Origin of the sequence: Bradyrhizobium genosp. L, from assembly GCF_015624485.1 — a bacterium.
Classification (GTDB): Bacteria; Pseudomonadota; Alphaproteobacteria; order Rhizobiales; family Xanthobacteraceae; genus Bradyrhizobium.
Genome location: NZ_CP061378.1, coordinates 6446798 through 6472124, shown reverse-complemented (window position 1 = coordinate 6472124; position 25327 = coordinate 6446798). Strand labels below are relative to the sequence as shown.

General features: G+C 60.8%; 14 protein-coding genes and 2 tRNA genes. 14 read left to right on the top strand and 2 right to left on the bottom strand.

Annotated features, from left to right (window positions below):
• The first annotated feature begins 123 nt into the window (after positions 1-123).
• Positions 124-918, top strand: coding sequence for an alpha/beta fold hydrolase (locus IC762_RS30900; RefSeq protein WP_195785878.1), 795 nt, complete (start codon positions 124-126; stop codon positions 916-918).
• 68 nt (positions 919-986) lie between these two features.
• On the opposite strand, the gene IC762_RS30895 is transcribed toward IC762_RS30900, so the two are convergent.
• Positions 987-4706 carry a PAS domain-containing protein gene (locus tag IC762_RS30895; protein ID WP_195785877.1) on the bottom strand — a complete coding sequence of 1240 codons (3720 nt, stop codon included), beginning with the start codon at positions 4704-4706 and terminating at the stop codon, positions 987-989.
• Positions 4707-5015: 309 nt separating this feature from the next.
• On the opposite strand from IC762_RS30895, the gene IC762_RS30890 reads away from it, so the two are divergent.
• The 5 genes from IC762_RS30890 to IC762_RS30870 all read left to right on the top strand — a co-directional run bounded on the left by IC762_RS30890 (position 5016) and on the right by IC762_RS30870 (position 7506).
• Complete coding sequence (locus IC762_RS30890) at positions 5016-5411, top strand: phasin family protein (RefSeq protein WP_195785876.1); 396 nt, start codon at positions 5016-5018, stop codon at positions 5409-5411.
• A gap of 316 nt (positions 5412-5727) precedes the next feature.
• Entirely contained in the window at positions 5728-6162 is a 435-nt protein-coding gene (locus tag IC762_RS30885) for a phasin (protein ID WP_195785875.1), read from the top strand.
• A gap of 189 nt (positions 6163-6351) precedes the next feature.
• Positions 6352-6428, top strand: a tRNA-His gene (locus IC762_RS30880).
• 341 nt (positions 6429-6769) lie between these two features.
• On the top strand, positions 6770-7444 hold the full coding sequence (gene tenA, locus IC762_RS30875; RefSeq protein WP_195785874.1) for a thiaminase II: 675 nt from the start codon (positions 6770-6772) through the stop codon (positions 7442-7444).
• Positions 7403-7506: transfer RNA gene (locus IC762_RS30870), tRNA-Met, on the top strand. The genes tenA and IC762_RS30870 overlap by 42 nt, the downstream gene beginning before the upstream one ends.
• Before the next feature lie 588 nt (positions 7507-8094).
• On the opposite strand, the gene IC762_RS30865 is transcribed toward IC762_RS30870, so the two are convergent.
• Entirely contained in the window at positions 8095-8349 is a 255-nt protein-coding gene (locus tag IC762_RS30865) for a hypothetical protein (RefSeq protein WP_195785873.1), read from the bottom strand.
• A 504-nt stretch (positions 8350-8853) separates the two neighbouring features.
• On the opposite strand from IC762_RS30865, the gene IC762_RS30860 reads away from it, so the two are divergent.
• Genes IC762_RS30860 through IC762_RS30825 form a run of 8 tightly spaced genes read left to right on the top strand, consistent with a single transcriptional unit; the run spans position 8854 to position 25039 of the window.
• Positions 8854-10482, top strand: coding sequence for an HsdM family class I SAM-dependent methyltransferase (locus tag IC762_RS30860; RefSeq protein ID WP_246801336.1), 1629 nt, complete (start codon positions 8854-8856; stop codon positions 10480-10482).
• Complete coding sequence (locus IC762_RS30855) at positions 10479-13244, top strand: hypothetical protein (RefSeq protein ID WP_195785872.1); 2766 nt, start codon at positions 10479-10481, stop codon at positions 13242-13244. Before IC762_RS30860 ends, IC762_RS30855 begins: the two co-directional genes overlap by 4 nt.
• Complete coding sequence (locus IC762_RS30850) at positions 13231-17619, top strand: helicase-related protein (protein ID WP_246801335.1); 4389 nt, start codon at positions 13231-13233, stop codon at positions 17617-17619. Before IC762_RS30855 ends, IC762_RS30850 begins: the two co-directional genes overlap by 14 nt.
• A complete protein-coding gene (locus IC762_RS30845; protein WP_195785871.1) occupies positions 17619-19874 on the top strand; it encodes a hypothetical protein in 2256 nt (751 codons plus the stop codon). The genes IC762_RS30850 and IC762_RS30845 overlap by 1 nt, the downstream gene beginning before the upstream one ends.
• On the top strand, positions 19867-20430 hold the full coding sequence (locus IC762_RS30840; RefSeq protein WP_195785870.1) for a phospholipase D-like domain-containing protein: 564 nt from the start codon (positions 19867-19869) through the stop codon (positions 20428-20430). The genes IC762_RS30845 and IC762_RS30840 overlap by 8 nt, the downstream gene beginning before the upstream one ends.
• A 30-nt stretch (positions 20431-20460) precedes the next feature.
• On the top strand, positions 20461-21057 hold the full coding sequence (locus IC762_RS30835) for a hypothetical protein (protein WP_195785869.1): 597 nt from the start codon (positions 20461-20463) through the stop codon (positions 21055-21057).
• Positions 21058-21092: 35 nt separating this feature from the next.
• Positions 21093-22883, top strand: coding sequence for a hypothetical protein (locus IC762_RS30830; RefSeq protein ID WP_195785868.1), 1791 nt, complete (start codon positions 21093-21095; stop codon positions 22881-22883).
• Positions 22880-25039, top strand: a complete 2160-nt coding sequence (locus tag IC762_RS30825; RefSeq protein ID WP_195785867.1) for a hypothetical protein — start codon at positions 22880-22882, stop codon at positions 25037-25039. The genes IC762_RS30830 and IC762_RS30825 overlap by 4 nt, the downstream gene beginning before the upstream one ends.
• Positions 25040-25327: the final 288 nt, after the last annotated feature.

The following is a 25327-nucleotide window of genomic DNA, read 5'->3' as shown; positions in this document are numbered from 1 at the left end:
CAGCCGTGAAATATCACGTCAAGCCCTCAATCCTTGAAATGTTGGGCATTTCGGGTATCAATCGCGGTCGAAGCGGCGGCTCGCGTATTTGTGACGCCGTGAATTCTTTGAAAGAGGCTCGGAATGGACAGGCTTTTCGCCAGCGGTACCGTCAGCGCAGCAGTTTCGGGTGAGGGGCCGCCGCTGGTGCTGTTCCACTCGCTGCTGTCGGATCGCGCGAGCTTCGATGCGATCGTGCCTGAGCTTGTCAGATCGTTCCGGTTGATCGTGCCGGATCTGCCGGGGTTCGGCGGATCGCGCGCGGTCGAAGGCGGGCTGGCCGCCGTCGCCGACCGGATGGCGGATGCCGTGCACGATGCGGCCGGCGGCATGCCGGCCATCGTGCTCGGCAATGGGTATGGCGGGTTCGTCGCGCTGCAGATGGCGATCCGCCAGCCGGCGATCGCCGGCAAGCTCGTTCTTGCCGATTGCGGCGCCGCGTTCGACGAGCCGGGCCGCGAGGCGTTTCGCGCCATGGCGAGGGTCTCGCGCGAGAAGGGGCTCGCTGGGATCACCGACATCGCGATGCGCCGGCTGTTTGCGCCGGATTTCCAGGCGCAGCATCCCGCGCTGATGCAGGATCGCCGCGAAGCGTTCCTGCGCACCGACCTCGCCGTGTTTCGTGCGGCCTGCGACGCGCTGGCAAGCCTCGATCTGCGCGCCGAGCTGGCTGGGGTGAGCGTGCCGGTTCTGGTGGTGGTCGGCGAATACGACGAGGCGACGCCGCTGCCGATGTCCTACGAGCTCGCCGCCGGGCTGCCGCGTGCCGGCCTGCGGATCATCCCGGGCTGCGCCCACGTCCCGCAACTGCAAGCGCCAAAACTGTTCCTCGATACGATCGGGGAGTTTTTGGCGATCAGGCAGACCGCGGCGGTGTGAGCGACGAGGTGAGCTGTACGCGATGTCGCTCCGCGCTCACGTAAGGTGAGCACGCTCGTCAGGCTCCCTCACGCCCGCGCGGTCGCGTGCGAGAAGACCACTTCGATCAGCGTGCCGGCGCGGCCGGCGGTCTTGATCTGGAATTTGGCGCGGTTGGCTTCGACCAGCGCCTTGGTCAGCGACAGGCTGACGCCGCCGGAGCCGGCCTGGTCTGACGGTGCCGGCGCACGGAACGGCTCGAGGGCGGCGGCGACCTCGTTGTCGTTGAGGCTCTGGCCGGTGTCGCGGACGCGCAGCATCACCTCTCCGAAATCGGACAGCGCGGTCGAGACGATGACCTGGCCGCCGGCGTTGGCGAGATGGATCGAGTTGCCGATCAGGTTCAGCGTGATCTGGCGCAGCGCGCGGGCGTCGGCGACGACGGGCGGCAGCGTATGCGCGAGCGAGGTGCGGATGATGATGCGCTCGCGGTTGGCTTGCGGCTGCATCACCGCGACGCAGCTCTCCACCATCTCGTTGAGGTTCTGGCTGGCGAAGGCGAGGTCGAGCTTGCCGGTCTCGATCCGCGAGAGATCGAGCAGATCGTTGACGATGGCGATCACGCGCTCGCCCGAGGCGCGAATGTCCTTCATGTATTCGGCATAACGCTCGTTGCCGAGCGTGCCGAAGCGCTCCGAGATCATCACCTCGGCAAAGCCGATGATGGCGTTGAGCGGCGTGCGCAGCTCGTGGCTGATCCGCGCCAGCATATCGGACTTGGCATTGGCGGCGCGTTCGGCGAGCCGGCGCGCCTCGTGCAACTCGCCTTCGCTCCTTTTCGACTGCGAGAGATCCCGGAACACGGCGAAGAAGTTCGGGCCGTCGGCGCGGGTGCGGCCCATCGTCACCGATAGCGGGATGAGGCCGCCCTGGCGCACGCGGCCGAGCGTTTCGCGGCCGTGGTCGAGCAGGCTGGCGACTCCAGGCGATTTCACGCCGGCGAGATAGTCGAAGATGCCGTGCTGGCTCTCCGGCGCGAACAGATCGGCGAGATTGTGCTTGATCAGCTCGTCGCCATCATAGCCGAACAACGCCTCCGCGCTGCGGTTGCAGGAATGGATGGTGCCTTCGGCATCGAACATGATGATGCCCTCGGCCGCGGTGTCGAGGATCGCCCCTAACTCTTCGGCATCGGCCTGGCCGGCCTGCGGCGGTGGCGCAACCACAGGCTCGGGCTCGGACAAAGCGGCGGCGACCGCGGCGTCCTCGTCATGGGTGCGCGAGAAGATCAACGCCAGCGCCGAGTCGTCGTCCCAGTTGACGGTGTGCAGCCGCGCCTCGGCGGAGATCGGCTGCGCCTGATCGTCCGCGCTTGGGGTCGTCGAGATCGTGACCGGCGTGCCGGTGCCCGATGTGCTGCTCGCCTGCGAGACGCCCGGCTCGACATAGAGTGCATCGAGCCCGCCGGCCGCTTCCAGCGCATGCAGGCTGTCGTAGCCCATGCGGGCGAGGAAGGCGTGGTTGGCATAGAGCAGGCGGTCGAGCCGGTAGATCAGGATGCCGACCGGCAGCAGGTCGAGCAGCGCGCGGTCGCGCCGCGAGGTGCCGTGCGGCGCAGGCTCGGGCTGCGCCAGCCATGCGGCCTGCTGCGCGGGCGCCAGCACGTCCTGATGCGGCTCTTCCTGCGTCGGCTCGCTCGGAGCAGGCGGCGGCTCCGCCACCGGCTCCGCGGTGGCGGCGCTCTCGTCCGGCGTCGCGGTGAGAATGGCGTCGCGCTCGAGCCGCTCCGACAATTGGCGCGCGAGCTCGTTGAAGGCGTTGTTCTCGACCGGCGTCAGCGACGGCGGCCGCGTGTCGCCGGCGAGGCGGAACGGCACCACGTTCGGCGACGTGTCGTCGCGCAACGCGGGCGGCGGATCATCGTGCACCTGGTGCGACGGTTCGCCTGGCACTTCGTGCTTGTCCTTTTGCACTTCGTGCGTATCTTGGGGCGTTTCCACGGCGTGTTCCGGATCGGCTGGGGCTGGCGCTTCTGGTGTGATCGGCTCGGTCAGTTCCTCAAGGTTTGGTGCGGCATCGGTGTCGGGCGGCGGCTCCGCGACGGGCGGAGCATGGTCATGCGGCGGCAGCTCATCGGCCATGGGCTGCGCCGGCGCCACATCCGCCGACAGCGGCTGCGGCACGGTCGGTCCACCAAAGAACTCATAGCGGCGCAACGCGGCGAGTCGCGCAAGCCCGTCGAGGTCGCGGCACACACCAAAGCCGCGATAGCCGGCAAAATTCCGGTTGCGATCGAGCACCGGCAGGCCGGACAGCTCGACCGGCAGCCGCCCGCCGCCATCGACCGGCCAGTTCAGCGTGATGCCGCTCCAGGTGGTGTGGCTTTTGAACGCCTGCATGACGCGGCCTTCGGGATCGAGCCCAAAACTCTCGGCGATGTCGCTCCAGAGCCGGCCGAAGCCTGCGGCCGTGTGCATGCCGATCAGGCGGGTGAATTCGTCGGAGCCGAGCGAGAAGCGGGCCTCATGGTCCATCTGCCACATGAAGCGCAGCGGATGCCGCCGCGGCGGTAGCGGCTCGTCCTGCCAGGACGGCAGCTTCGCGGGCGCGAGCGCCGCAATCGGTGGTTCATCGGCTTGTGTCGCCGCGGGCAGATCCGCGATCGCATAGGGCGACGGGACGGGATCGGCCGGCGGCATCGGCAGTGTCTCGACCGGCTCGCTCGCGGTGTCTGCGAGATCGGGCGCGGCGAGCGGCTCGGCATCCTCGTCCGCCGCCATCTCGACCAGTGCGTCTGCGAGCAACTCCTCGCCCATCGGTGCTTCGTCGGAAGCGGCCTCGAGATGTGCGGGTGTGGGCTCGGCGTGCGCCTGTTCTGCTGTCGCGGGCTCAGGCGCCGGCTCCACCGGTTCTGATTGCGGCGCATTCGCGATCGGCTCGGCTGCGGGGGTCTCCGGGTCGAGCGCATCGAACAGCGTGAAGGAGGGGGCATCGGCCGCCGGCTGCGATGCTGCTTCATGCACGACCGGTTCGATCGCAGGTGGTGGCGGCGGCTCGACTGGTGCCGTGACACTTTCGGAGGCGGCTGGCGCCGCCGCGACCGCTTCCTCTGCTGCGGCCGGTTGCGCGATTGCGTCCGGCTTTGGCTGCGCGGCGTTGACCGCCGGCTTGATCAGCGCGATCAGCGCGCGATCGGCTCCGCGGCCGATCCGGTGCAGCACGACGCGGCCGAGCGGGACGCTGGCCGCGGAGCGGCCGTCCTTCAGCGCCTCGGTGCGCATTGCCGCGAGGCCGGCTTCGGTGAGATCATGCAGGCCGGGCAGCGGCCGCGCCGCCTCGTTGCTCGCGATCAGAAGACCGTCGGCGCCAAACGCGGCGGCCGGCCGGTCGAGCCCGGCGACCAGCCGTTGCAGCCGCTCGGCGAACGGCATGATGCGGCCGATCGCGCTGACGGCGCCGACCAGCGTGCCATGGCTGCCGTCGGGCAGATCGATCCGCACGCAGCCGCAGGTCGCAAGCCCGCCGGGGGCCGCGCCAAAGCCGCGCAGCCGCTCCAGCCGCACGGCGCCATTGGCAGGGAGGCCGTGGCCGAGCCGGGCAACCTGGCGGCGGTGCGGGTCGGCCGGACCGAAGCTGCGCCTGGCGAGTTCGGCGCTGTCAGCGGCGCCGAATACCTGCGCGCCGGCCGGATTGGCCCACAGGATCCGCGCGCCGTCGGCCGACCACAGCCATGCGGGCAGGGCGCTCGCCGCATGATCGGCGAGCCTTAAATCGCCGAGCGCCTGGATCTGGAATTCCGCGTCATTCATTACGCAAGACTTGACCGCATGGGTTGGGCTTTCATCCCTGCTGACGGCCGGGGATGGCAGCCTTAACAGATCGTTAGTATCGCAAGCGCGCCACGGCAGGTCCACGGCCGAGGGCGATCTGCCCACGTCTATGGTGGGATAACGTTAACTTGGCTGAACGATCCACAGCGTCTTTGCGTTGTGTCGATGAGCCGCTGCAACAGGCGTGCGGAACCGAAGGCGCCGCTTTTACTGCGCTGCGGCACATCGCGGCTGCCGACAACCCAGCCGCGGGCACCAGCCAAAGGAAACCCATCAAGGAGCGCGACCATGAGCGACAACGGGCGTGATCATTTCGAGATTCCCAAGGAGATCCCAGAGCACATGCGGTCGATGGCGCAATCGAGCTTCGACCAGGCGCGCAAGGCGTTTGAACAATTCGTCGCCTCGACCCAGGCCGCCGCGGGGCGGATCGAGGAGCGCAACGCCGATGTGCGCGCCAGCGCCAAGGACATCTCCGCCAGGGCGCTCACTTATGCCGAGAAGAACGTGCAGGTCTCGCTCGACTATGCACAATCGCTGCTCAAGGCCAGGGATCTAACCGAGATCATGAAGCTGCACGGCGACTATGTGCAGGGCCAGATGCGGGCGCTGACCGAGCAGGCGAGCGAGATGGGCCAGATCATCAGCCGCGCGGCGATGGACGCGGTGAAGCCCAAAAACTGATTCCGAAGAACCGATCGGGAACCGACCGAGAACCGAGGCCGTCCGCGGGCGGCCTCGGGCACAACCTCAAGGAAGTCCGACACAACCGGCGGCGCGGCGCCGGCGGCCCATGAGTACGGTCAAAGGTTGCGGCATTGCAGCGATTTCACGTTGCGTTGCACAAAATTGACATGATATGGGTATCTATTAGGCAGGCCCGACGAAGGGCACCCCCGTGAACCAAGGCAGCGTGACCAACCTCTAACGTCCCGGTCTTTCCAGGTCCCGGGCGTCGCGAGCGGTCACATCGATTTACCCGTTGCGAAGGATGCACGTCATGACCAACCCGTCCGATCCATTTTCCGCCTCGATCGTCCCGTTCGAGGTTCCCGAGCAGATGCGCGCGTTCGCCGAGAAGGGCGTGTCGCAGGCTCGCGACAGCTACGCCAAGTTCAAGGACGCCGCCGAGACCCACAACTCGACCGTCGAGGCCGTGTTCTCCTCGTTCAACCGCGGCGCCAGCGAGTACTCTGCCAAGCTGATCGAGTTCTTCAAGGCCAACACCACCTCCTCGCTCGACTTCGCCCAGGAGCTGTTCGGCGTGAAGTCGCCGGCCGAGGTGATGGAGCTGTGGACCCAGCACACCCGCAAGCAGTTCGAGACCTACACCGCCCAGGCCAAGGAGCTCGCCGAGCTCGGCCAGAAGGTCGCCTCCGAGGCCGCCGAGCCGATCAAGGCCAACGCCTCGAAGTATTACAAGCCGGCCGCCTGATCGGCCGCCTGCGAGAACACCCATCGAGGCCCGGGCCGCGCGGCCCGGGCTTTTCTTTTAGATTGGCGACGAAACGCGTCCATCCGAGGTGCAAATAGGGTGCGTTACGGCCTTGCCAAAAACCGGCGTTGCACCTAGTTTCCGCCCGAAATCGCCGCCCCCGCATCGCGCGGGGCCGCGCGTCGCGATGCAGTTGTAGCTCAGTTGGTTAGAGCGCCTGTCTGTGGAACAGGAGGTCGGTGGTTCGAGCCCACCCAACTGTACCAGCAAAATCAATAACTTATCTTAACCTTCGCTCGATGCCAAAAGCCATTAGCTACCGCGTAGCTACCACGGCGACGGAAACGCGGTCTGCGTCGACAACCAATCATTCGTAATGACGGAACCACAGGTTCGAGTACGGTCTGCGACTTCACTTAACTTGATGAATTGCGCTCGAGTCCTTGCGCTATTCGCGCCGGTGATAGGGTGAGAGCGCACGTCAGTCCCGTCGACCGACGGCAAGCGAATTACCAGCTGATCGCAGCAGGTCAGTGCTCACCCGGTTTGCAACGCGATACCGGTAGCGAGCCGACGGTCAAAAAAAGCAAGCCAGGCGAAAAAGATCGTGAGTTTCTTCGAGCGTCTAAAGACAGAAGCATCCGCTGAGTGGCGGGCCTACACCGAGCATCCCTTCACGAACGGATTGGCAGACAATTCGCTCCCCGAAGCGGCGTTTCGTCACTACCTCGCTCAGGATTACCTGTTCCTCATCGAGTTTGCTCGCGCCTACGCGCTCTCGGTCTACAAGTCGCCCAAACTTGCCGACATGCGTGAAGCAGCGGCCGGCCTCTCGGCCATCCTTGATGTCGAGATGAACCTGCATGTGAAGCTCTGTGCCGGATGGGGGCTGTCTCCGAGCGACCTTGAACAAGCCCCTCCGGCGGCCGAGATGCTGGCCTATACACGCTACGTGCTCGACGCCGGAATGCGCGGCGATTTGCTGGCACTCAAGGTGGCGCTTGCCCCCTGCGTGATCGGGTACGCGGAGATCGCAACGCGGCTCGCCTCGCGCCCCAATGCGCACGCCGCGACGAACTCCTATCGCGTTTGGATCGCCGAGTACGCCGGTGTGCCGTACCAGGAGGTCGCGGCTAAAGCGCGGTTGCACCTAGAGCATCTCGCCGATCTCTACACCACGCCGGCCCGCGAGGCAGAGCTGATTGCGATCTTCAAGGAAGCCACCCGGCTCGAGGCAGACTTCTGGGAGATGGCCTGGCGCGCGGGCCAGCATGTTGAATAACCCTTTCGGCAATCGTCAGGGTCATAACCTGAAGGTCATAGGTTCAAATCCTATCCCAGCAAGCCAGTTTTAAGCCCTTGAGAACACATCGCAGCGGAGCTTAGCCTTTCACCACCGGCTCCTGCACGAGGGCTAACACCACGCCGGATGAGCTTCCCGCATCAAACTTCAAACACTGAGAGCCGCTTTCCACTTGGATGCAACGTTCCAAAACCTACAGCGTGGGTTTGCCGTCGTCCTCTCATGGCTGAAACAGGGGTTCGATTCCCCTAGGGAGCGCCACACATGCTCATCCCCTCCGCCAATCTTTAAGAGCATCCGGCGATCCCTGCGAGCCTCCATACGGAGGCAAAAACTTGAAGTTACCAAATATTTCCGGCTATCCGGGCAAAGTGGACGGTAGGCTCGTCTGGAGATTTCCAGACTGGAGCCGCCAACTGACTCAAAAAGCGTCCAACAAAACGTCCAACATTTCGTCCACAGTGAGGTGGGTCATGCCTGACTCCCTCACTCGGCGGAACGGCGTTTGGCATTTTGTTCGCCGCGTCCCACTGGAGTTCGCCACATTGGACAAGCGGGACATTGTCCGGCACTCGACTAGGGTCCGCGTTAACTCTGATCGGACAGGAATCCGGTAAGCCGAGATACGGTTATGGTCCGCCACTAGAGTTGAAACTCAAGTTTCTGCAGTCGATCGCGTTCACTCCACCGTCACGGCTGTAGTGGTTCAGCAGGCGCCGCGCACGACTGCGCGCCGTCTCAGCTTGTTTCAATTCAGCAAATTCAGCCTCGAACTTTTCGAACATGGGGAGATGCACATCACCGTCGAGTTCGATGAAATAGGCTAGTATGACTAACGCGCGCTCGGTGCGCTCAAGCAGTGTGAGATTTGCCTGTTTCTGCATATTGATCGTCCACTGGCGGTGTCAGTAGCTATAGTTGCCTCTTTCGCGAACAACGCGAGGCGCGGTTACGTTTCATTGCCGAAAATTCACGGCGGGTTCTCACTTTGCCATTGTCGACACTTTGCGGGATGAACCAAATTTGTTCGAAGCAAGGTTGCTGCCATCCGGCACTAGCGATGCCGTCGGTTTCGAAACGAAGTGTTTTGGGCTGGGTTGCCAAGATACTGGTTGCCGCAGTCCCGAGCCTGCTCTCTAGGACTCGTTTTCTAGTTTCTACGGGTCTCGCCGTTCGTCTCGGGATATTGCCCGCTCGGCGCGGCGTTCTGGCTGTTGTCCTGCGACAAAACGCAGACACGGGGACCTAAATACCGGGTAATCCTAAAGTTTTTGGCCCGCGGCAGTTGACTCTTCTTCCGTTGGGCCAAATTGCACGGTAGCATGCCTACCACCTCTAATATGGGGCCGTTGGTCTAAGCGCTGCTGTTAGGCACGTCAGGGGGAGGCGTGGGGGTCGAAAGAAGAATCATTCACGCCCGAGAGCTGCTCGTATTGGCTCGAAAGGGCGCGCTGGAAATTATTCGTACGAACGATCTAACACCGCTCAGGCGCGTTCGGATTTGCCTCGGCTTGCTGGAAGGTGAGCCAGATGAGGAATTGCTGTCCGAGTTTGCTTCGCGTCTGGCAAGACTCGGCATCGACCAGAAACACTATTGGGTCGGTACTTTTTATACATTGCTGCTCTCGCCTGCCGTGCGGCGTGCGCAGGCAGCATATTTTACGCCGCCCAATCTTTCGAAAGCGCTCATCCGGCTCGTCCGCGAGCAAGGGTTCGATCCGCTCCGGCACACGGCGATTGATCCAGCGGCCGGGGGCGCCGCGTTTCTGTCTACGCTGGCCGGCGAAATGCGTGAGCTTGGAGCGTCACCAAAAGATATTTTACGCCGGTTACATGGGATTGAGATTGACCGGGGGCTCGCGCGGCTCTCGGAGGCACTCATTGCCGACCGCGCCGACGGCGTCATTGCTACTGGGTCGGTGGTGGAGGTTCGCGACGCGCTAAGAGCTCGGCACGCGACAACCTACAATCTGGTCATTGCAAATCCGCCTTACGGACGGATCTCGGCGGACGCGTTGCGCGGCGACGCGTGGAGGGACGTGTGTCATCCTGGGCATATCAATAAGTATGCTCTGTTCGCTGAGCGCTGCTTTCGTCTGGCTAAGCCCGGTGGTTTGGTCGCTCTCGTTCTTCCATCCAGTTTCATGGCCGGACCGCTCTATGGAAAATTGCGCGGCTACATGCGTGACAAGGGAGAAATACTGACCCTCGGTTCTGTTACGACGCGCAACGATGTGTTCGTTGACGTTACACAGGACGTGTCAATCGTGGTCGCTCGTGCTGGCACCAAACACCGCTCAGCCCGCGCCGTCTCCTTTGGCAACGTAACCGGCTTCGGACCGTTCAAATCGACATTTGCGACAACGTTGCCTGCCAATTCCGAAGAGGCCTGGATGTCGACAGGCAAGCAGCCCGGATTGGCAATTGGCGGCGCAACGCTCGCCGACTATGGCGCATTTTTGCGCGTCGGCTACTTCGTTTGGAATCGCGAACTTGAACGCATGTCGAAGAGGCGAAGTGCCAAGCTCGACATGCCATTGGTGTGGGCGCGCAACATTCGGTCGGGCGCATTCTGTTTTCCCAAGGCGAAACGGGGCAACGGCATCGACTTCGTACGTTTCGACGAGGAGTCCTCGGGAATCGTGAGGACGAATGCCATCGTCCTTCAAAGAACAACTAATAGCGCCCAATCGCGTCGCCTCGTCGCAGCCCGCGTTTCGCCGAGCGTTATCCAGAAGTGGGGTGGCTTCGTCACCGAGAACCACACGCTTGTTATAACGGGCCCGAACGTCGCGGCGCTCAACGCACTATGCTTTCTTCTGAATTCGGCTGCGGTCGACACACGCTATCGTCAGCTTTCTGGTACCGCGAGCGTTTCCGCGAATTTGCTTCGCAGTTTGGATTTGCCCGCGCCGGAAGCTCTTGCAGAGGCGGTTGAGGCACTTGGCTTGAGCGAGGCGGCCGTCGAGCGAGCCTATGCACGAGGATTTCTTGCAAAAAAGAAGCTCACCGCATGAAGAACGGCCGCTTTGATCCGAAACGCGATCCGCATGTGCCGCATCCGTCACATCGTGAGCGCGCGGAGCAGGCTGCTTCGGCACGCAAACAACAGCTTGAGGCTCGCTCGCGCCAGTTGGCAGAACAAGCGGCCAAATCCGAGGCTGAGCGCGCAGCTATTGCCGCGCGGCCCGTACGGTCGTCAGCCGCATATCGCACGGCTCTTGTAGGTATCCCGTTCTCCCGCGCCGGTGAGACAGTACGGCTTTCAATTAGCGAGCCATACCAACGCCTAGTCGAAATCGCGCTGCGCTGCATAGAGGAGAAGGCGCGCGAGCCAATCTTGTGTTGGCCCGAGTTCGAAGCCAGCCCGGCGGCCATCGTCGCTTTCATGACGCTTGCGGACAACGCGGCGACGCCATTGATCAAGCACGATGCGCTCGATGCGCGAGGTCCACCGTTAGGAATGCGGGCCCTCATCTACCCCTATGCCACTAGCGTCCACCGTTCCCTTCGAAGGATATACGTGGACAAGGAAGCGGTAGGCCGCTTGCACACCCAGCATCAAGTTAGGACAACACGCCAAGGGGAAGACCCAGCGCTGGCCGATTACCACAAGGCGGTTGCGCGCACAAAAACACTGACCGGCAAAGCACTGGACGGAAACACCTACGACGAATTTCAACACCCCTGCCTGGACGAATTGCTTCCTTCCGGTCCTTGCTCGGGAAGCGATGGTAGAAAACCTCTTCTCTGGCGAGTGAAATCTAAGACTGACTTGCGCGATATCAGCCGATCAGGCCAGGCCGACGATCCGGCAACCGCACGATTTTATCTCTTTGGCATGAGAGGCGCCGACAACGTTCCTGCCTCGCTAAAGGCGCTACGGAGAAAGCTTGATATTGTATTGCTCGATCTCTCTCAGACAGGGCGTAATCGGTTAGGGCGCGACTGGGAGAGCCGGGTCCAATCCTTCCTTGCCGAACTTGAACGCCACGTTGGCGGCGTTGCCGTGCTGGCGCTCACGGATGACCTTTGGACTTTTGATAGACTGCGGTTTCAAACCTTGCGCGGCGAGGCCGCAGGCAAGGGCCGATCAAAGCCTGTGTCGTCCGACATAATTTTCGGGCAAGCCTCGGACCTGATTGTCGCAGCGTCCCCGCCTCCGGCCACGTATTCCGGGGTTTTACGACAGGATGCGATTGGTTTTTCTGGAGATGTTGAGAGCCTGTTGAAGAGCATTCGCGCCGAGGCCCGCGCAGCGAAGGATCTTGGTGATGGACTTGCCAGCGAGCTGTTGTACCGTCTTGGCGGCATCCTCCGACGTTGCGCGTCCTTGCCGGGCTCGCGGAGTGATTTCTCCGCGTATATTGAACGAGAGGCAGGAAGCCTGGCCGCGGCTGACCTCTTGGCTTCATACCGGGTTGGTAGCGCTATTGCAGAACTTAAAGCCAGCGTCGCGACATGGGCACAGCATAACAATGCGACGCGCTCGGAACTTTGCAGGAATGTTGAACGCGTCTGGGGCAATACCGCGCTCTTAACGCCGATGGCGCCGCTGCTGCAAGACGTTGTCAAGAAGTTCGTGCGCGCAAGTTCACGAACGGCACTTCTCTTTCGCAATGACATGCTGAGCGATTTTGCCTCCTACGTTCTTCGCAAGGATGCAGAAATCGGTGAACAGATCGGAGCCCGCATCGAGAAGAACATGCTTCTCCTTCTCGACAAGGAAACCTTGAATGACCTAGCGAAGTTATCGTCCCCCGAGCGCAATCAAATCAAGACACTCATCTGCGTCGCACCCACGCGGGGCCAAATACTATCCCTCTTAGCGCGCCCATGGCTGCCGGAAAGCCTAATTATCCTCGCTGACAGCGACACGCTCGCCAGCGCTGCACGCGATGCCGGTCGGCTATTGGCATACCCGCAACTGTCCGCAATCCACAAGCGGGTCTCGGGATTTGCAGAGAAGGCTGGTGCCGCTGTGCATCGGGCCTCCGGTGCCATGGAAACCTCTGCCGTTTACGAAGGAGAGGATGTCGAATTTCCCGCGAGCAGTGTCGTCAACCTTGCTGGCGCTGTACGTCCTAATCAGCCGACTATCCGGTTCAGGCTTTCGGGCGACCAAATCGTCATTGCGCGCCCTGGCACAAAGCTGATTCTCCTTGATCGATCCCGAGCGGTACCCATTTTCACGGAGAGCGAGGCTAAAGACGTTGAGGCAGGAGACCGCATCTGCGTCATCGGCGACGCGTTCCTTGAAATGGCCCGGCCGTTACTCAACATCACGGTGCGGGCAGCCGAAGAGATACGAGACTATCATCAGCTCGTTTTGGAGCGCTTTTCGCGGCTGAGCGGAGTGTCTGATGCCGCCAAGCTTGCGGTGCTCGTCGCGGCTATGAATATCCCTGCCGTGACCGTGCAGCGCGCGAGCTATTGGATCAATTTGCGCGGTCAACTTGAAGTTCCGTTGCACGACGTGGTGCCGCATGCGCCGCGAGAACGACCGACCTTTATGGCTTTCATGCAGGCATTGGGCGTAACCGAGTCCATCGCGGCGCGGTTTTGGACGTGGGCCGTCATCGCCCAGCGCACAAGCCGCTTGCGTGCAGCGATCAGTTTCCACGACGCGTACAGAACAATCTTGATCGACAACTATGCGGCCCAGTCCAGCAATCCGGAACGCGTGCGGGATATCCGCAGGCTAAAAGCGGCGGCTGAAGATTTTGTGGGCGTGGTTCAGGAGAAAACCGAAGAGCGAGGTCAAGGTGAACGGGCTTAGTGCAGCGCAACTATCGGCGGTTTCGCAAGAGCTCAAGGAAGGCGTTTGCAACGCGCTCGTCAACATGACAATCGCGCGGGTCTCAGGCAGCGATGCCGAAGGGCGTGTTCTTTTTGGCAGGACACCGCGCCGTTCGATTGTGTCCGGGCAATTGCTGCCGCGTTTCGACCCGACTGGCCAGGACGACGAGACCACCGACATTCGGATCGCCGCTTCTGGTATGGATTTCCATGTTGCGGCGAATGCAGCGGGCCAATCGACGATCACTCCCTCGTTCTCGGTGTACGTCCGCGTCCTACCCGACTGGGCTGAGCTCGCCGACGAAGCCTTGAGCCTTGACGTTGATTTTAAGCTGCGAGCCGCTGTTCAGGCGGCCGTCGATGCGAGGTTCCGTCAGCTTCGCGGCGAGCGGTTTGCCGCCGCCCGCGTGGCAACGCCCGACTGGCCCAACCTCAATCCGGAGCAGCGCCAGCGCGTTCGCCAGCAGCGGCAAGCCATCCTCGAAGAGGTCCGCCGTCAGGCGTATCATGAGCAGGGCATCGAGTTTCAACGAGGCGATGACCAGCTCCTGAATCCAAATGCACAGGACGGAGACGAAGGAGCGAATCCTCAGCCTCAGCCTCAGCCGCAGGCCGACGAGCAAGCCGCTGCGGATGGTCAAGACGACCATGCTGCACAGCTTCGTATCGGGCGGTTGCTGCAGCGCGGGCGTTCGGTGCCGTTCGGCCTTTTAGAACCTGTCCACGCTCCTGCCAAATGGCGAAGAATAGACCTCACCTTTGCGCCGTTCATCTGGCAGATCGATGCCGAGGGATCAGAGCTTGCCACCCGTATTGCCGAATACTCCGCAGCGATGCGCGACAGTGCGCTCCAGCAAGTCGCCGTGTGGCTCAATTCGGCAGAAGGATTACAGCAGGTTTGGCGCGACGTACGCGTTCAGCCCCAAGACGTGATTTCGGAAGCTGCCTGGACTGGATACAGGCAGCGCGTTGCGCAAACGCCTCCGTCGCTGCCTGATTTACTACCGGCGATTGCCGGCGTGGCTCTTCAGCTCGACCGGACGCCGGACTTTGTTGATGCCACGCGGGTAGCCGTGCGCATCATGCTCGACAATGGGTCGCCAGAGCTTTCACGGCGAGACGCGTTTACGCACTGCGAGGTCATTTTCAGGACGGAGCTGGCCGTAACGCTTCCCGCGGATGTGCATCGGGCCTTGCGCCTTGATCGCGTCGAGCCATCCTATCGGTTCAGGCATTTTATGCACTATGCCGCAATCGGTTTGAATTGCGGCGTGTCAAGTCGGCAGGCCGAAGACCTTCTCACGCTGCGGACGACATGGTCGCCCCGGTTCGTCCAGCCACGGATTGTGCCGCGGGCGCCCGATGCTCCCGTGGCTTTCGCCGAGTTAGCCTCGGAAGCGCGTGCCGTCCTTGATCTCCTCTCTATTCCGCAGGCTTACCTCGACTGGATCGGTAACGAAGAGGCAAGGCTAAGGGGAGCCGTCCGCGAGGGTTTAAATCCAGCAGAAGCCGACATGGAAAGCCAACGCTTACAGCGCGATTTGGGTGATCAACGGCGCGAAGCAGGCTACATCGAGCGCGGCATTCGATTGCTGAGCCAATCGCAAGAGGCTTACCGAGCGTTGGCGCAAGCGAGTGAGCAGCAACGGGCGTCTTTGGAGCTCCGCGCTGCGCCCTACCGTGCTTGGCTTCTGACCAATCAAAGCTTCCTCAATCGTGATCGCGGCGATCCCCAACGGGGGTGGAGACTTTTCCAACTCGCCTTCATCCTTGCCCATGTGCCGACCTTCGCGTCACGCATGGAAGAATATCGCGACTGGTTTGATCCTCTCTTGGACGAAGCGGCAGCAAGTCTGCTTTACTTCCCGACCGGCGGTGGAAAATCAGAGGCATTCTACGGAACCTTGATCTTCTCCATGTTCCTCGATCGCCTGCGGGGTAAGACGCGCGGCGTCACCGCGATGATCCGCTATCCGCTGCGCTTGCTAACCCTTCAACAAGGACAACGGCTGTTGCGCCTTGTAACGGCTGCCGAACTCGTTCGTATCGATCGACGCGTCGGTGGCTGGCCGTTTGAAATCGGATTTTGGGTCGGCGGTAACAATACGCCAAATCGCTATTCCTACGTTCCGGCTATCGTGCCCCGGGCGGACGATGCCGACCATCCAGACGACCGAAACCTAGAGGAGGGCGCTGACGGGACCGACGCCGATGCGCGTCGTGCGGCCGAACGCTACCGCGAATTCCGCGCCGCCTATAACAAGGTGCCTCAATGTCCATGCTGCGGTGCTGCGACCGGCCTGCGGCGCTTCGAAGCCGAGGGACCAACGGCACGTCGGCTCGGTATTGTCTGTTTCAATGATCGGTGCTCCTTCAACCGTGCCCATGCGAGTCGAACGCCGCTGCCCTTCCTGCTAACGGACGACACAATCTATGCACGGGCGCCTTCGATCGTACTGGGAACGATCGATAAGCTCGCGATGCTTGGGCAGCGCACAACGACCATCCGTCAGCTCATCGGCATGTTCGGCTTGGCACGCGGTATTGGCACAACAGGTCACCTCGCGTCGCCTCCGAACGAAGGCGATATTGCTGCATGGCTCTCGGGTGACGGATATGAACCGGTGGTTCCCGCATTCGATCACGGGCGAGCAGTGTTTTTCGATCCATTTCCCTCGCTGATTATTCAGGACGAAGCACACCTTCTTGAGGAGAGCCTTGGAACGTTTAGCGGTCTTTTTGACAGCTTGCTCGACGGGGTCTTTGCTGAGATCGCGCAACTCGCTGGGGACAGGTTGCATGTTTCCCGCATCTGGGCCGGGGGCAGGGCAGGAGGTCCGCGCACTCCCAAAATCATTGCCGCCACGGCCACGATTTCTAATCCGGAGCGGCAACTTGAGGTGCTTTATCAACGGGCTCCGCTGCGATTTCCCTGTCCGGGTCCAGATATCTATCGATCGTTTTTTGCTGAACCCGCTCCGGCGCCTCGCGAAAATCCGGCGCGCGTCGATCTGGAGCGCCGCTTGCCTCTCTACGAGGCCCCGGAACGCACGTCGCCATGGATGCGACTATTCGTTTCGCTCATGACCAACGATGCCACGCACACCATAACCGCGGTCGCGGTCCTGAGCGCGTTTCATTCGATCATCACGGACGTTTGGCAAGGCTTGCTTGAGCCTGCAACCCGGGCCGCCACAGCGAACGCGCTGGCTGACCAGCAAGGGGCCGACGAAGGAAGCGGTTGGCGGCGCGATGCAATCCAACGCGCGATGCAGGACGGGCGCGCGAACGAAATTTTCGCGCTGATCGATCTTCACCGCATAGCGTTGGCTTACGTCACCAACAAGAAGGGTGGCGACCAGGTCATGGACGCCCTCGACTCTGCTGTACGCCTGCGTCATCGCACACGTCATCAAACGCTCGATGGGTTCGTGAGCCGCCTGATCTCGGGCGGCATCGATATGAAGGAAATTCAGGAAATCATGGTGGAGGCTGAAGCTGGCCATTCCGGCGCGCCCTATCCGCCCCTTGCAGGTCAGCTTCGGAGCATCGTGGCGACCTCTGCGATAAGCCATGGCGTTGACGTCGATCGCTTCAACAGCATGTTCTTTGCGGGCCTTCCGTCCGACATCGCTGAATACATCCAGGCATCGAGCCGCGTTGGCCGAACGCATGTCGGCTTCGTCATGCTTGTTCCCACTCCGCAAAGCAGGCGCGACCGCTATGTCGTCGAAACCCACGACATCTTCCATCGCTTCCTTGAGCGTATGATTGCGCCTCCCGCCGTCGAGCGATGGGCTGAAAACGCAATTCGGCGCGTGTTGGCGTCGCTGGTCCAGACATGGGCCGTTATGCGGGAGAACGAATCCTTCGTCCGGGCAGCGGATTCGGCCAAAGCAGGGACCGATTGCTTCGAGACAATCAGCCCCATCCGAGCCCTCATTCGCCGAGACCCGGCTGGGTTCGCGGCAGAGCTTGGCGACTTCGTTTTGCGCGCTATCGGTTTCCAAGGCCGTGGGTCAGAGGGACTTGGTAGGCCGATCTACGCCGAGCTGTACCGCTCACTCGTGGAGCAAGAAGTCTCCCGCTTCACTGCCAGTGTCCGGAATTTCGACACCACACTCCGTCTTTACGAATATTGGGAAGACTCTGCCGCTCCGTTCAAACCGCCAATGACTTCGTTGCGCGATGTCGATGAGGCCGGCATGATTGCCGCTGCGGGGTTCGATGCCCGCGTAACGCAAGGGCGCCGTACGATCGATCAAGATGACTTAGTCCGGGTTATGCGTGCCATCCGTCAACAGCGGGGAAGCGTTGCCGAGACCGACGTTGACGCGCAGGCGAGGGCACCCTGATGACAAACGACGACACAAATCAGGGAAATCGTCGGGGAAACTGGCGCAACCGGCGCCGGGCGGCGGGAGCCCGCCCGCATCAGGACGATACCGAGGCCGAACGCCGGCAACGCCCACCGGTGATGTTCCGTTCACGTACGCAACTTGCGACGACCTACGCCCCGGGCGTGCTGTTCACGTGGGAAGGAGCAAAGGGAATTTGCCGATCGGTGCCCATCGACCGCGGCGACGCGCAGGTTTCCGACGCCACACGTCTCCTGATCTTCGACGGGATGAAGGAGATCGCCTCGACATGGTTTGCGCGTGGTGATGGCTTGAGAGCGCCGGCGACCGTTCCGATTGAACTCATCCTCGACGATGTTTTCTACGACCGTAATTCTCAGATCGTCGACCGGGATTGGGGACGCATCTTCCAGCTCTGTGACCCGGGCACGATGGGCTACATCCCGTATCCGCTCGTCTACCGGTGCGGGGTCTGCGGGCGTATCCGCCAGTACGACACGATCGCCGACCAAGCGCGCCATCCGTTGCCTGCCCGCTGCGGTGATCATGAAGCGCGATGGACTCAAGTCGATGTCGTCTATGTGCATTGGTCCGGGCACCTTGAACCCTTAAGCCCATACCGCAACAATTATGATGCTAATCGCCGCTACGTGACGCGGCTCACGACATGTACGTGCGGCGGGCAAGAATTCACGCTAAGCAACCAGGCTCCCGTCTTTTCGGACTGGCGCTTCATCTGCGACAGCTGCAAATCGCCGCGCGATTTGAAGCAGCCGGACCCGTTGACGCTTGAAATCCTGGAACGTGAGCGGGCGAATACCGGGAGGAATTTCGAACGCATTGAAGTCAATATGCTGCCGGTTTCCTACCGGGCGAACTCGGCGTTCTATCCCCAAAAGGGCACCTTCATCGAGTTCCGGGATCGCCGCGTCGTCGAACTTTTGCTTCCCCAACGCCAACCCGATCTGTTGCAGCGCTTGGCAGAAATCCATCGTATCCCCTTCGCCTCGCCCTCAGACGATGACATTCGGGCGGCGCTGGCTGACGCTGGCCGTGCCGCCGAGTGGGATGACTACAACGATCATTGTGAAATGGCCGAGCGGGCGGTAGCGCGCGGACAAACGGATCGTGCTGATGGCCTACGGCGTGAAGCCGACGTAATTCGCGAGGCGTGGTTCGCTTCGCACGTTGTCGAACGCGGGCACGTGCAAAGCGCGGCTCTTGCGGCGGCTGTGGTTCAGCGGGGCAATTGGGCTCGTCGGTTTGACCCCATCCGGCTGACCATTGAGCACGACCGTTTCGTCGCGGAGCACATCCATGAACGCCGGACGCAGCATGAATCCATCGATGTTATGGAGCCTGATCGCCTGATTTGCGATGCCGTCGGTGATCCGGTCCGTCTGGCTCAGTATCAAAACACAACGGGAAACCTCCTGCGGCGGACTGGCCTCGACCAAATCGTGCTGATCCGGGGCTTGCCGATTTGCGAGTTCAGTTTTGGCTTTACGCGCGTTTCTTCGACTCCCATCTACTATCGCGAGTTCAACGGACGAAGCGTCCCGATGCCGGTGAGGCTAAATGCCTTTCCCGAGCTGCCAAACGGTCGCCGGCCAATCTATGTGACGCAGCAGCGCAACGAAGCCCTGTACTTCAAAGTCGATGAACGTCGGGTAAAGCGCTGGCTTGCGGCCAATGGAATGCAGGAGGCAGATGCCGAGGCGGACAAGACACTTGGTGCGATCTATCTCGAACATTATTCCGACTTTGGTCCGTTCCTCGACGAATTCAAGGAACGGGAGGGGCGGGGGCAAGCGCCTCGCTCTCTCACGGCTTTTGTCTATCTTCTCCTTCACAGCTTGGCGCACCAGGTCATGCACGCGCTTGCTGACATTTCCGGATTAGACCGCGACGGGCTCGGCGAACATCTCTTCCCAGCCGATCTCGCCTTTGTGGTGTATCGCAAAGGCATGACGCCAGACCTCGGGAATATCTCGGCGATGTGGCGCAACCATGCCCACGACTTTCTCTACCGGCTACTCGATCAACGGCTCTTGCGATGTGGGTCGGGCTCGCTCTGTGACACGCGGGGCGGGGCATGCCCGGCCTGCATCATGGTATCCGAGGTCACGTGCCTCGGTGGCAACCAACTTCTGTCGCGGTCGGCCTTAAAAGGCGGGCCCGCCCCAAACTGGGAACCTCAAGGGAGTCCACCACTCATCGGCTTTTTTGACCCGGTGCTCTTACATGACTGACTCTCTTATTGCACCGTCGGCCCGTGCGCGCTTTGTGGTGACGTTGCCGCCAGAGCCGAGCCGGATAGGCGATCAGCTCCAGCGAATGGCCGGTGCATCGTTCACGACGCTCACAGACACCAAAGACGCGTTTCTCCATCTCGCGCGCCGCGCGCGGGAACGGCTTGTCATTATCACGCCCTATATTGATGCGTCGGGCGCAGCTTGGGCTGCCGATCTGTTCGATGCCACGGACGCGCCCAGCAAAGTCTTGGTCCTTCGTGGAATCGATCAGCTTACCTCATGCGGGCTCGGGGGAGAGCGGCTCCAGCGTTTGGCGACCCACGTTTATGACTATGCACTTACCGGCGTCCTTCCAAACGGCCAAGCCTATGTTGAAACATTTCACGCCAAAGTCGTGCTTGCCGACGGTGCGGCGGCCTATGTCGGATCAGCAAACTTCCTTTATCGCTCGCGCGAGAAAAATCTTGAATGTGGGTTTCTGATCGAAGGAGACGCGGTCGCGCCAGTTACCGTGCTTGTTGAGGCGCTCCTAGACATTTTTACAGCCTCTTAGCGGCGACCTCCAATCGGGATAGGAGATACCATGGATGAAGATCACGCTCAGGGTGACCTTCTCTCCAGTGTGAGCGATATCTCGCTGATGCGGTTCTTGCTCGAAGATCTGCACAACGATCTTCTCGGCAAAGTGCAACGCTTTCGCTTTCTCAACGATTTGGGAGACGTGCACGGGCACCGAACGATGCTTTTCGGAGGGCAAGTCACATACAATGCGTGGGTCGAGGCGCGGTCCTCGTTTGTGCACGGAAATTATGTGGCGACGGTCCTTTTGTGCCAAAGCCTCATTGAGAATCTCTTCGCTGCATTTTTGCATGGGGGGCTCTTGAAGAACCTTCCCAGCAAGATCGAGTTTTCCGAGACGCTTCGTCGCTGCCAGGCCGCCGGGATGCTCAGCAATGATGATATCGACGAACTCAAGGAGCTCGCCGCCTTACGCAATCCGTTGACCCATTTCCGAAATGTCGATGACGATCGCAATTTGGACCGACGCTCAATTGCCACGGGCCGATTCACAAGCGACATACTCAGCAAGGATGCGTGGTTTGCTATCACGCTTGCATCCCGGATGATGGGAAAGCCGCAGTTTAGGTTAGACGATAGCCCAGCTACACTTGGGGGCTGATTTGATAAATCTATTTTGCCGATATGGGGTGGTACGTGTACCAGATCACCAAGCCGTCTGATGTTATCCAGCTCATCCGCTGGAATAAGGAGTTGCCTTCCGCCAGCGCTGCCGACCCGCTGGGCCTGAATCTGCGCGTATCGGCCAGGCTCGCGAATGAACTGTTGCACTGCATCACGTCGATCACGCCGCGCGCCCGGTATTATTCGTTCTTCCCGTGGGCTTTCGAAGATTACCGGGAAAGCGAGCAGGGAACATCGAAGGACCGCGGGCGTGTCCCGGGCGTCCTTGCCAGAGAACGCGCCATGGTGCTGGGAGCCGTGTTGCACCACGACGGAAGAGCATGCGAGGGCGGGGCGCTTGGCGGCTCGGACCCGGCATCGACCTTGGCAAAAAGCAAAAGGAAATCCTATGACCTACTCGCGTGGCGGCACCTGAAAGCCGCCGAAGGCCAGTTCGGCGCGGCGTACAAGGGCTCCTTGATCAATCTCGGTATCTTCAAGACAGAGAGCGACGAGGTCGAAGAGGACGCAACGGTCGATACAGACGAACTGGATGAATCGGTGCAGGCTATTGAAGTCGCCGAGCTCTCGTCCTTGGGGAAGCGCCTAGCTCACGCATTCTCGCAATCGGTTCGCCGCACCAAATACGTGACCGAGGGCTGGGCGCAGAAAAAGTTCGTTGATTCCGACGTCTTGAAGCAATTCGGCTCGCGGGCCGGCCTCTGCGAAATCGAAGGGAAGGCGGTATTCGACCGTGACGTTTTGCGGTGTATGTTTTTTGCCCTCGATGGATTCCGGGCGACGGGCAGTCACCGGCGACGCCGAATGTCGTTGCTTCTGGTGCTCGAATGCATTGGCCGCGCGCAGGCTTTGGATGTATCCTTCGACAATGCGATCTTCAGCGACATTTGTTATTTCGGCGAAATCCTCGTTGGGGAGGAGACGCCAGAACCCATCGCGGTCACTTTTCCTAAAGAACTGAACGATATTGCCGAGCGGTGGCGGGCCTATCATTCCCACAGCTATCTTGCCGTGGCACTCCAATCGTTTCTAGTGGCGCTCGGACGAATCCTGCGAGACCGACCAGGTGGGATCGCACGCATCGACCTGCTTAATCAGTTTTCATCGCCTGCCATCTCGGCTCGCTTCACAGAACTGTTCGGGCATAATCTGCCGGGTGAGTTTTTCGACCTGACCCCGCGCGACATGCTAGCGTTTGCAGGCGTTGCCTTGCTGAAATCCGGGCAAGGGGCCGGGGACATCAAGTTGGCATTGCCGATCATATCCCCGTTTTCCGAACGTAACCTCGAAGAGCATCTGATCGGCGGTGAGGCCAACGACAGTGCGGGCATAGCCATTGCGGCGATGCTCTTCTATCAGACCCTGCTTCGCTATCCGGCCGCGGTCGCAGGGCCTTTTCACAACTGGTATACCCGGCACGTCAAGGACCCCTATGCCGACATCGCTTTGCCCGGCGTCCTTGATATGCTGCATGGCGAATTTGGTGGTTCGTGGATCGACCGCTCCAACCGCGAAGTCCTGGATCGGGTGATCTGGCGCTTCGTCGTCCGCCAGCATCAAACCATGAGCTACGAACGTGGCTTCGGCGGCAACGCCCCGCTTTTCCATGTCGACGGTGTTACCGTCATTGGAACCAATACCGATTATACCGACCCCCGGGCGCTCAATGTACGCCTTCGAAGCGCCCTGCAAATCCTCACCGATCTTGGCCTCGTCTCTTGGGACGACGAAAGCGGTTACTCCCGTACGGATGACGGCGACGCGTGGCTTGCTGCGGAACTCTTGAGCGAGCAGGGTCCATGAAACCGCTCGACCTGCTTGAATTCTTCGATAAGTGCACGAGCACCTTTGCGTTCATCGCCACGTACGAATTTGATCCGCAGTTTTTTGAAAGGCGGATGCTGGGGAGAAAGGCGTTCGCATCCGCCGAGCGCCTCATCATCTTCATGGATCGTGGGCGGTATCAGGAATTGCTTCAGGGCGGCCTTCTGGTCGCAGGATTCAATCGGCGCTATCTCGTCATTCCCGTAGACCGTAAAGGCGGTGTCTTCCATCCCAAGCTTTATCTCGCGCTCGGCGACAAACGTGCCGATGGACTCGTTGGAAGCAATAACTGCACGACGGGTGGAATTGCCTACAACATGGAGCTTTGCTCTACATTCACGGCGCGGGCTGATCACGCCGAGCAAGATGATCGCGACGCCCAAAGCGTCCTTCGGCAAATCTACGATGCGATGAAATCGTACGCGCACGCTGCTCCACATCTTCGTGCAGTGCTTGATGAGCAATTCTTCCAGCCGGCGGAGGATCATTTCCCTTGGCTCCGCGGCGATGCCCAGCTCCCGAAAGGTGATGTCGAGCTCTTGCACTCGCATGATGGTCCGCTCTGGAATCAAATGGCGATCCGGCTTGGGGCGCAGGCGGTGAAGAAGATCGCGGTCGTTTCTCCTTTCTATGATCAAGACATCGATCTGCTCAAGCGATTGCGCCGAAACTGGCCGGACGCCGCGTTGACGGTCGTTGCGCAGCAAAACTATGCGACGCTAGCGGGAAAGAAGCTGGCCAAGCTTTTTGCATCTGGCAAGAAAAGCCGCTTGCTGGCGGCAACGCCCAAGCCAGGCAGGCGCCTGCATGCAAAAGCCTTTGCCTTCGAGACACGGCAAGCCACGTTCTGGCTCACGGGCAGCCCAAATGCCACCTTAGCCGCGTTCGATGGATTGAATAGCGAGGCGGCGATCTGGTTTCGGTCCAAAGAGAATGTTGATGCGTTGTTCGATGACGATCAAATCATGTTCGAAGAGGTGGCGCCCACAAACTTCGAAGCCGGAACCGAGCAGGACCATGACAACGAGCACCTTGCTTACGAAGTTCGGCTAAACTCCGCGATCCTTTCCGAGCAGGGCGTACTGGAATGTACGTTTGATGGAGCCAAAGCCTTTCGCGACACCGCCGTACGAATTCGAAACTTTAACGAAACGCATCCCGCACTTTCATTCCCCATCCTGCGTTCCGACGGAAAGGCCAGCATCGCGCTAAGTGAAAGCCAGCTTGCGCAAATCCGGGCGGCGGCTATTTGTGAAGTCAAAGCCACAAAGCAGGACGGAACGGAGGTCTTGTGCAACCCCATGGCCCTCGTCCAGCTTCATCAACTGCTACGGGAAAGATCGGCCCATGGTGGCGGGCGGAACCCGCTCCAGACCATAGCTGAGACAGGTGAAAACCTTGTGCCGTATGTGGACAGCCTTGGCAGCGTCAGGGAGGCTATTGAGTTCTTCGACCATTGCAGCATCCGTTTCCAGGACGGAGAGACGTCTTCCCATAGGCAAGGCCAACCGCGGTGGAAGCCGCGCGATCCGTTCCAGCCCGACACGCCCGCAAACTGGTTGAACGTGCCGTCTGGGACGTCCGCCGCGGATCTTCGTGACGCGATATGGAATTTCGTCGAGCGTCATCAATGGGAGAAGCTGCACAAGCACGTGCGGCGCGGCAACATCAATGGCTTGCCGAATTTCCTCGATATCTTCCGCACGTTGAACGGTTTGCTCTTGACCTATCACACGCGCGCGTTCGACCAGGCCGGGCCTGTCATTCCGTTTCCCTACGTGACCAAAGGAATGATGGATAATCTTGAGCTGCTCATCGGGCCGTTCGAGCCGCGCGAGGATGCGTTTGAAGGTAACGGGTTTGTGTCGGCGATTCTTGCCAACGTTGCGGGAGACAAGAAGATCGTCCGGGAACGATTGAATGACGAGCACGTGCCACAGATGCTGGGGGCCGCCGTGGAGGCGATGGTCGGGGTACGGATGAAAGCCCGATCCTTATCGGTCCTCGATCCGTGGTCCACAAACCGCCTTCGGTGGGTCAGTGACTGGATCAAGCAGAGAGGCCTTAATGCGCCGACCGCGACGGATGTTCGAGCTGCGACCCTTGAATACACGCCGACACGACTTGCTGCTTGAACGATCGTCATTACCGTCGTCGAGACAATCCGTCCGTCACCACGCGGGGGAGTCGCGCAAGGCGATCATTATTTAAAGTTGCGCACCTTCACCTACAGCGTATCGATGTGAAGGTCGGGCACATACATGTCGCGCGGCTTGGCGATTGGCTGTTTGGGTTCGCGGCTGTCCCAGCCAGCGACGTAGTCAGCAGTGGGCGGGCTGGCCGGGCCGATCCTTGGGTACTCCTAGACAAAAGAACTCGAATGTTCTACATTTGTTCTATATGTGCCGGAGAGTCAAGGGGAA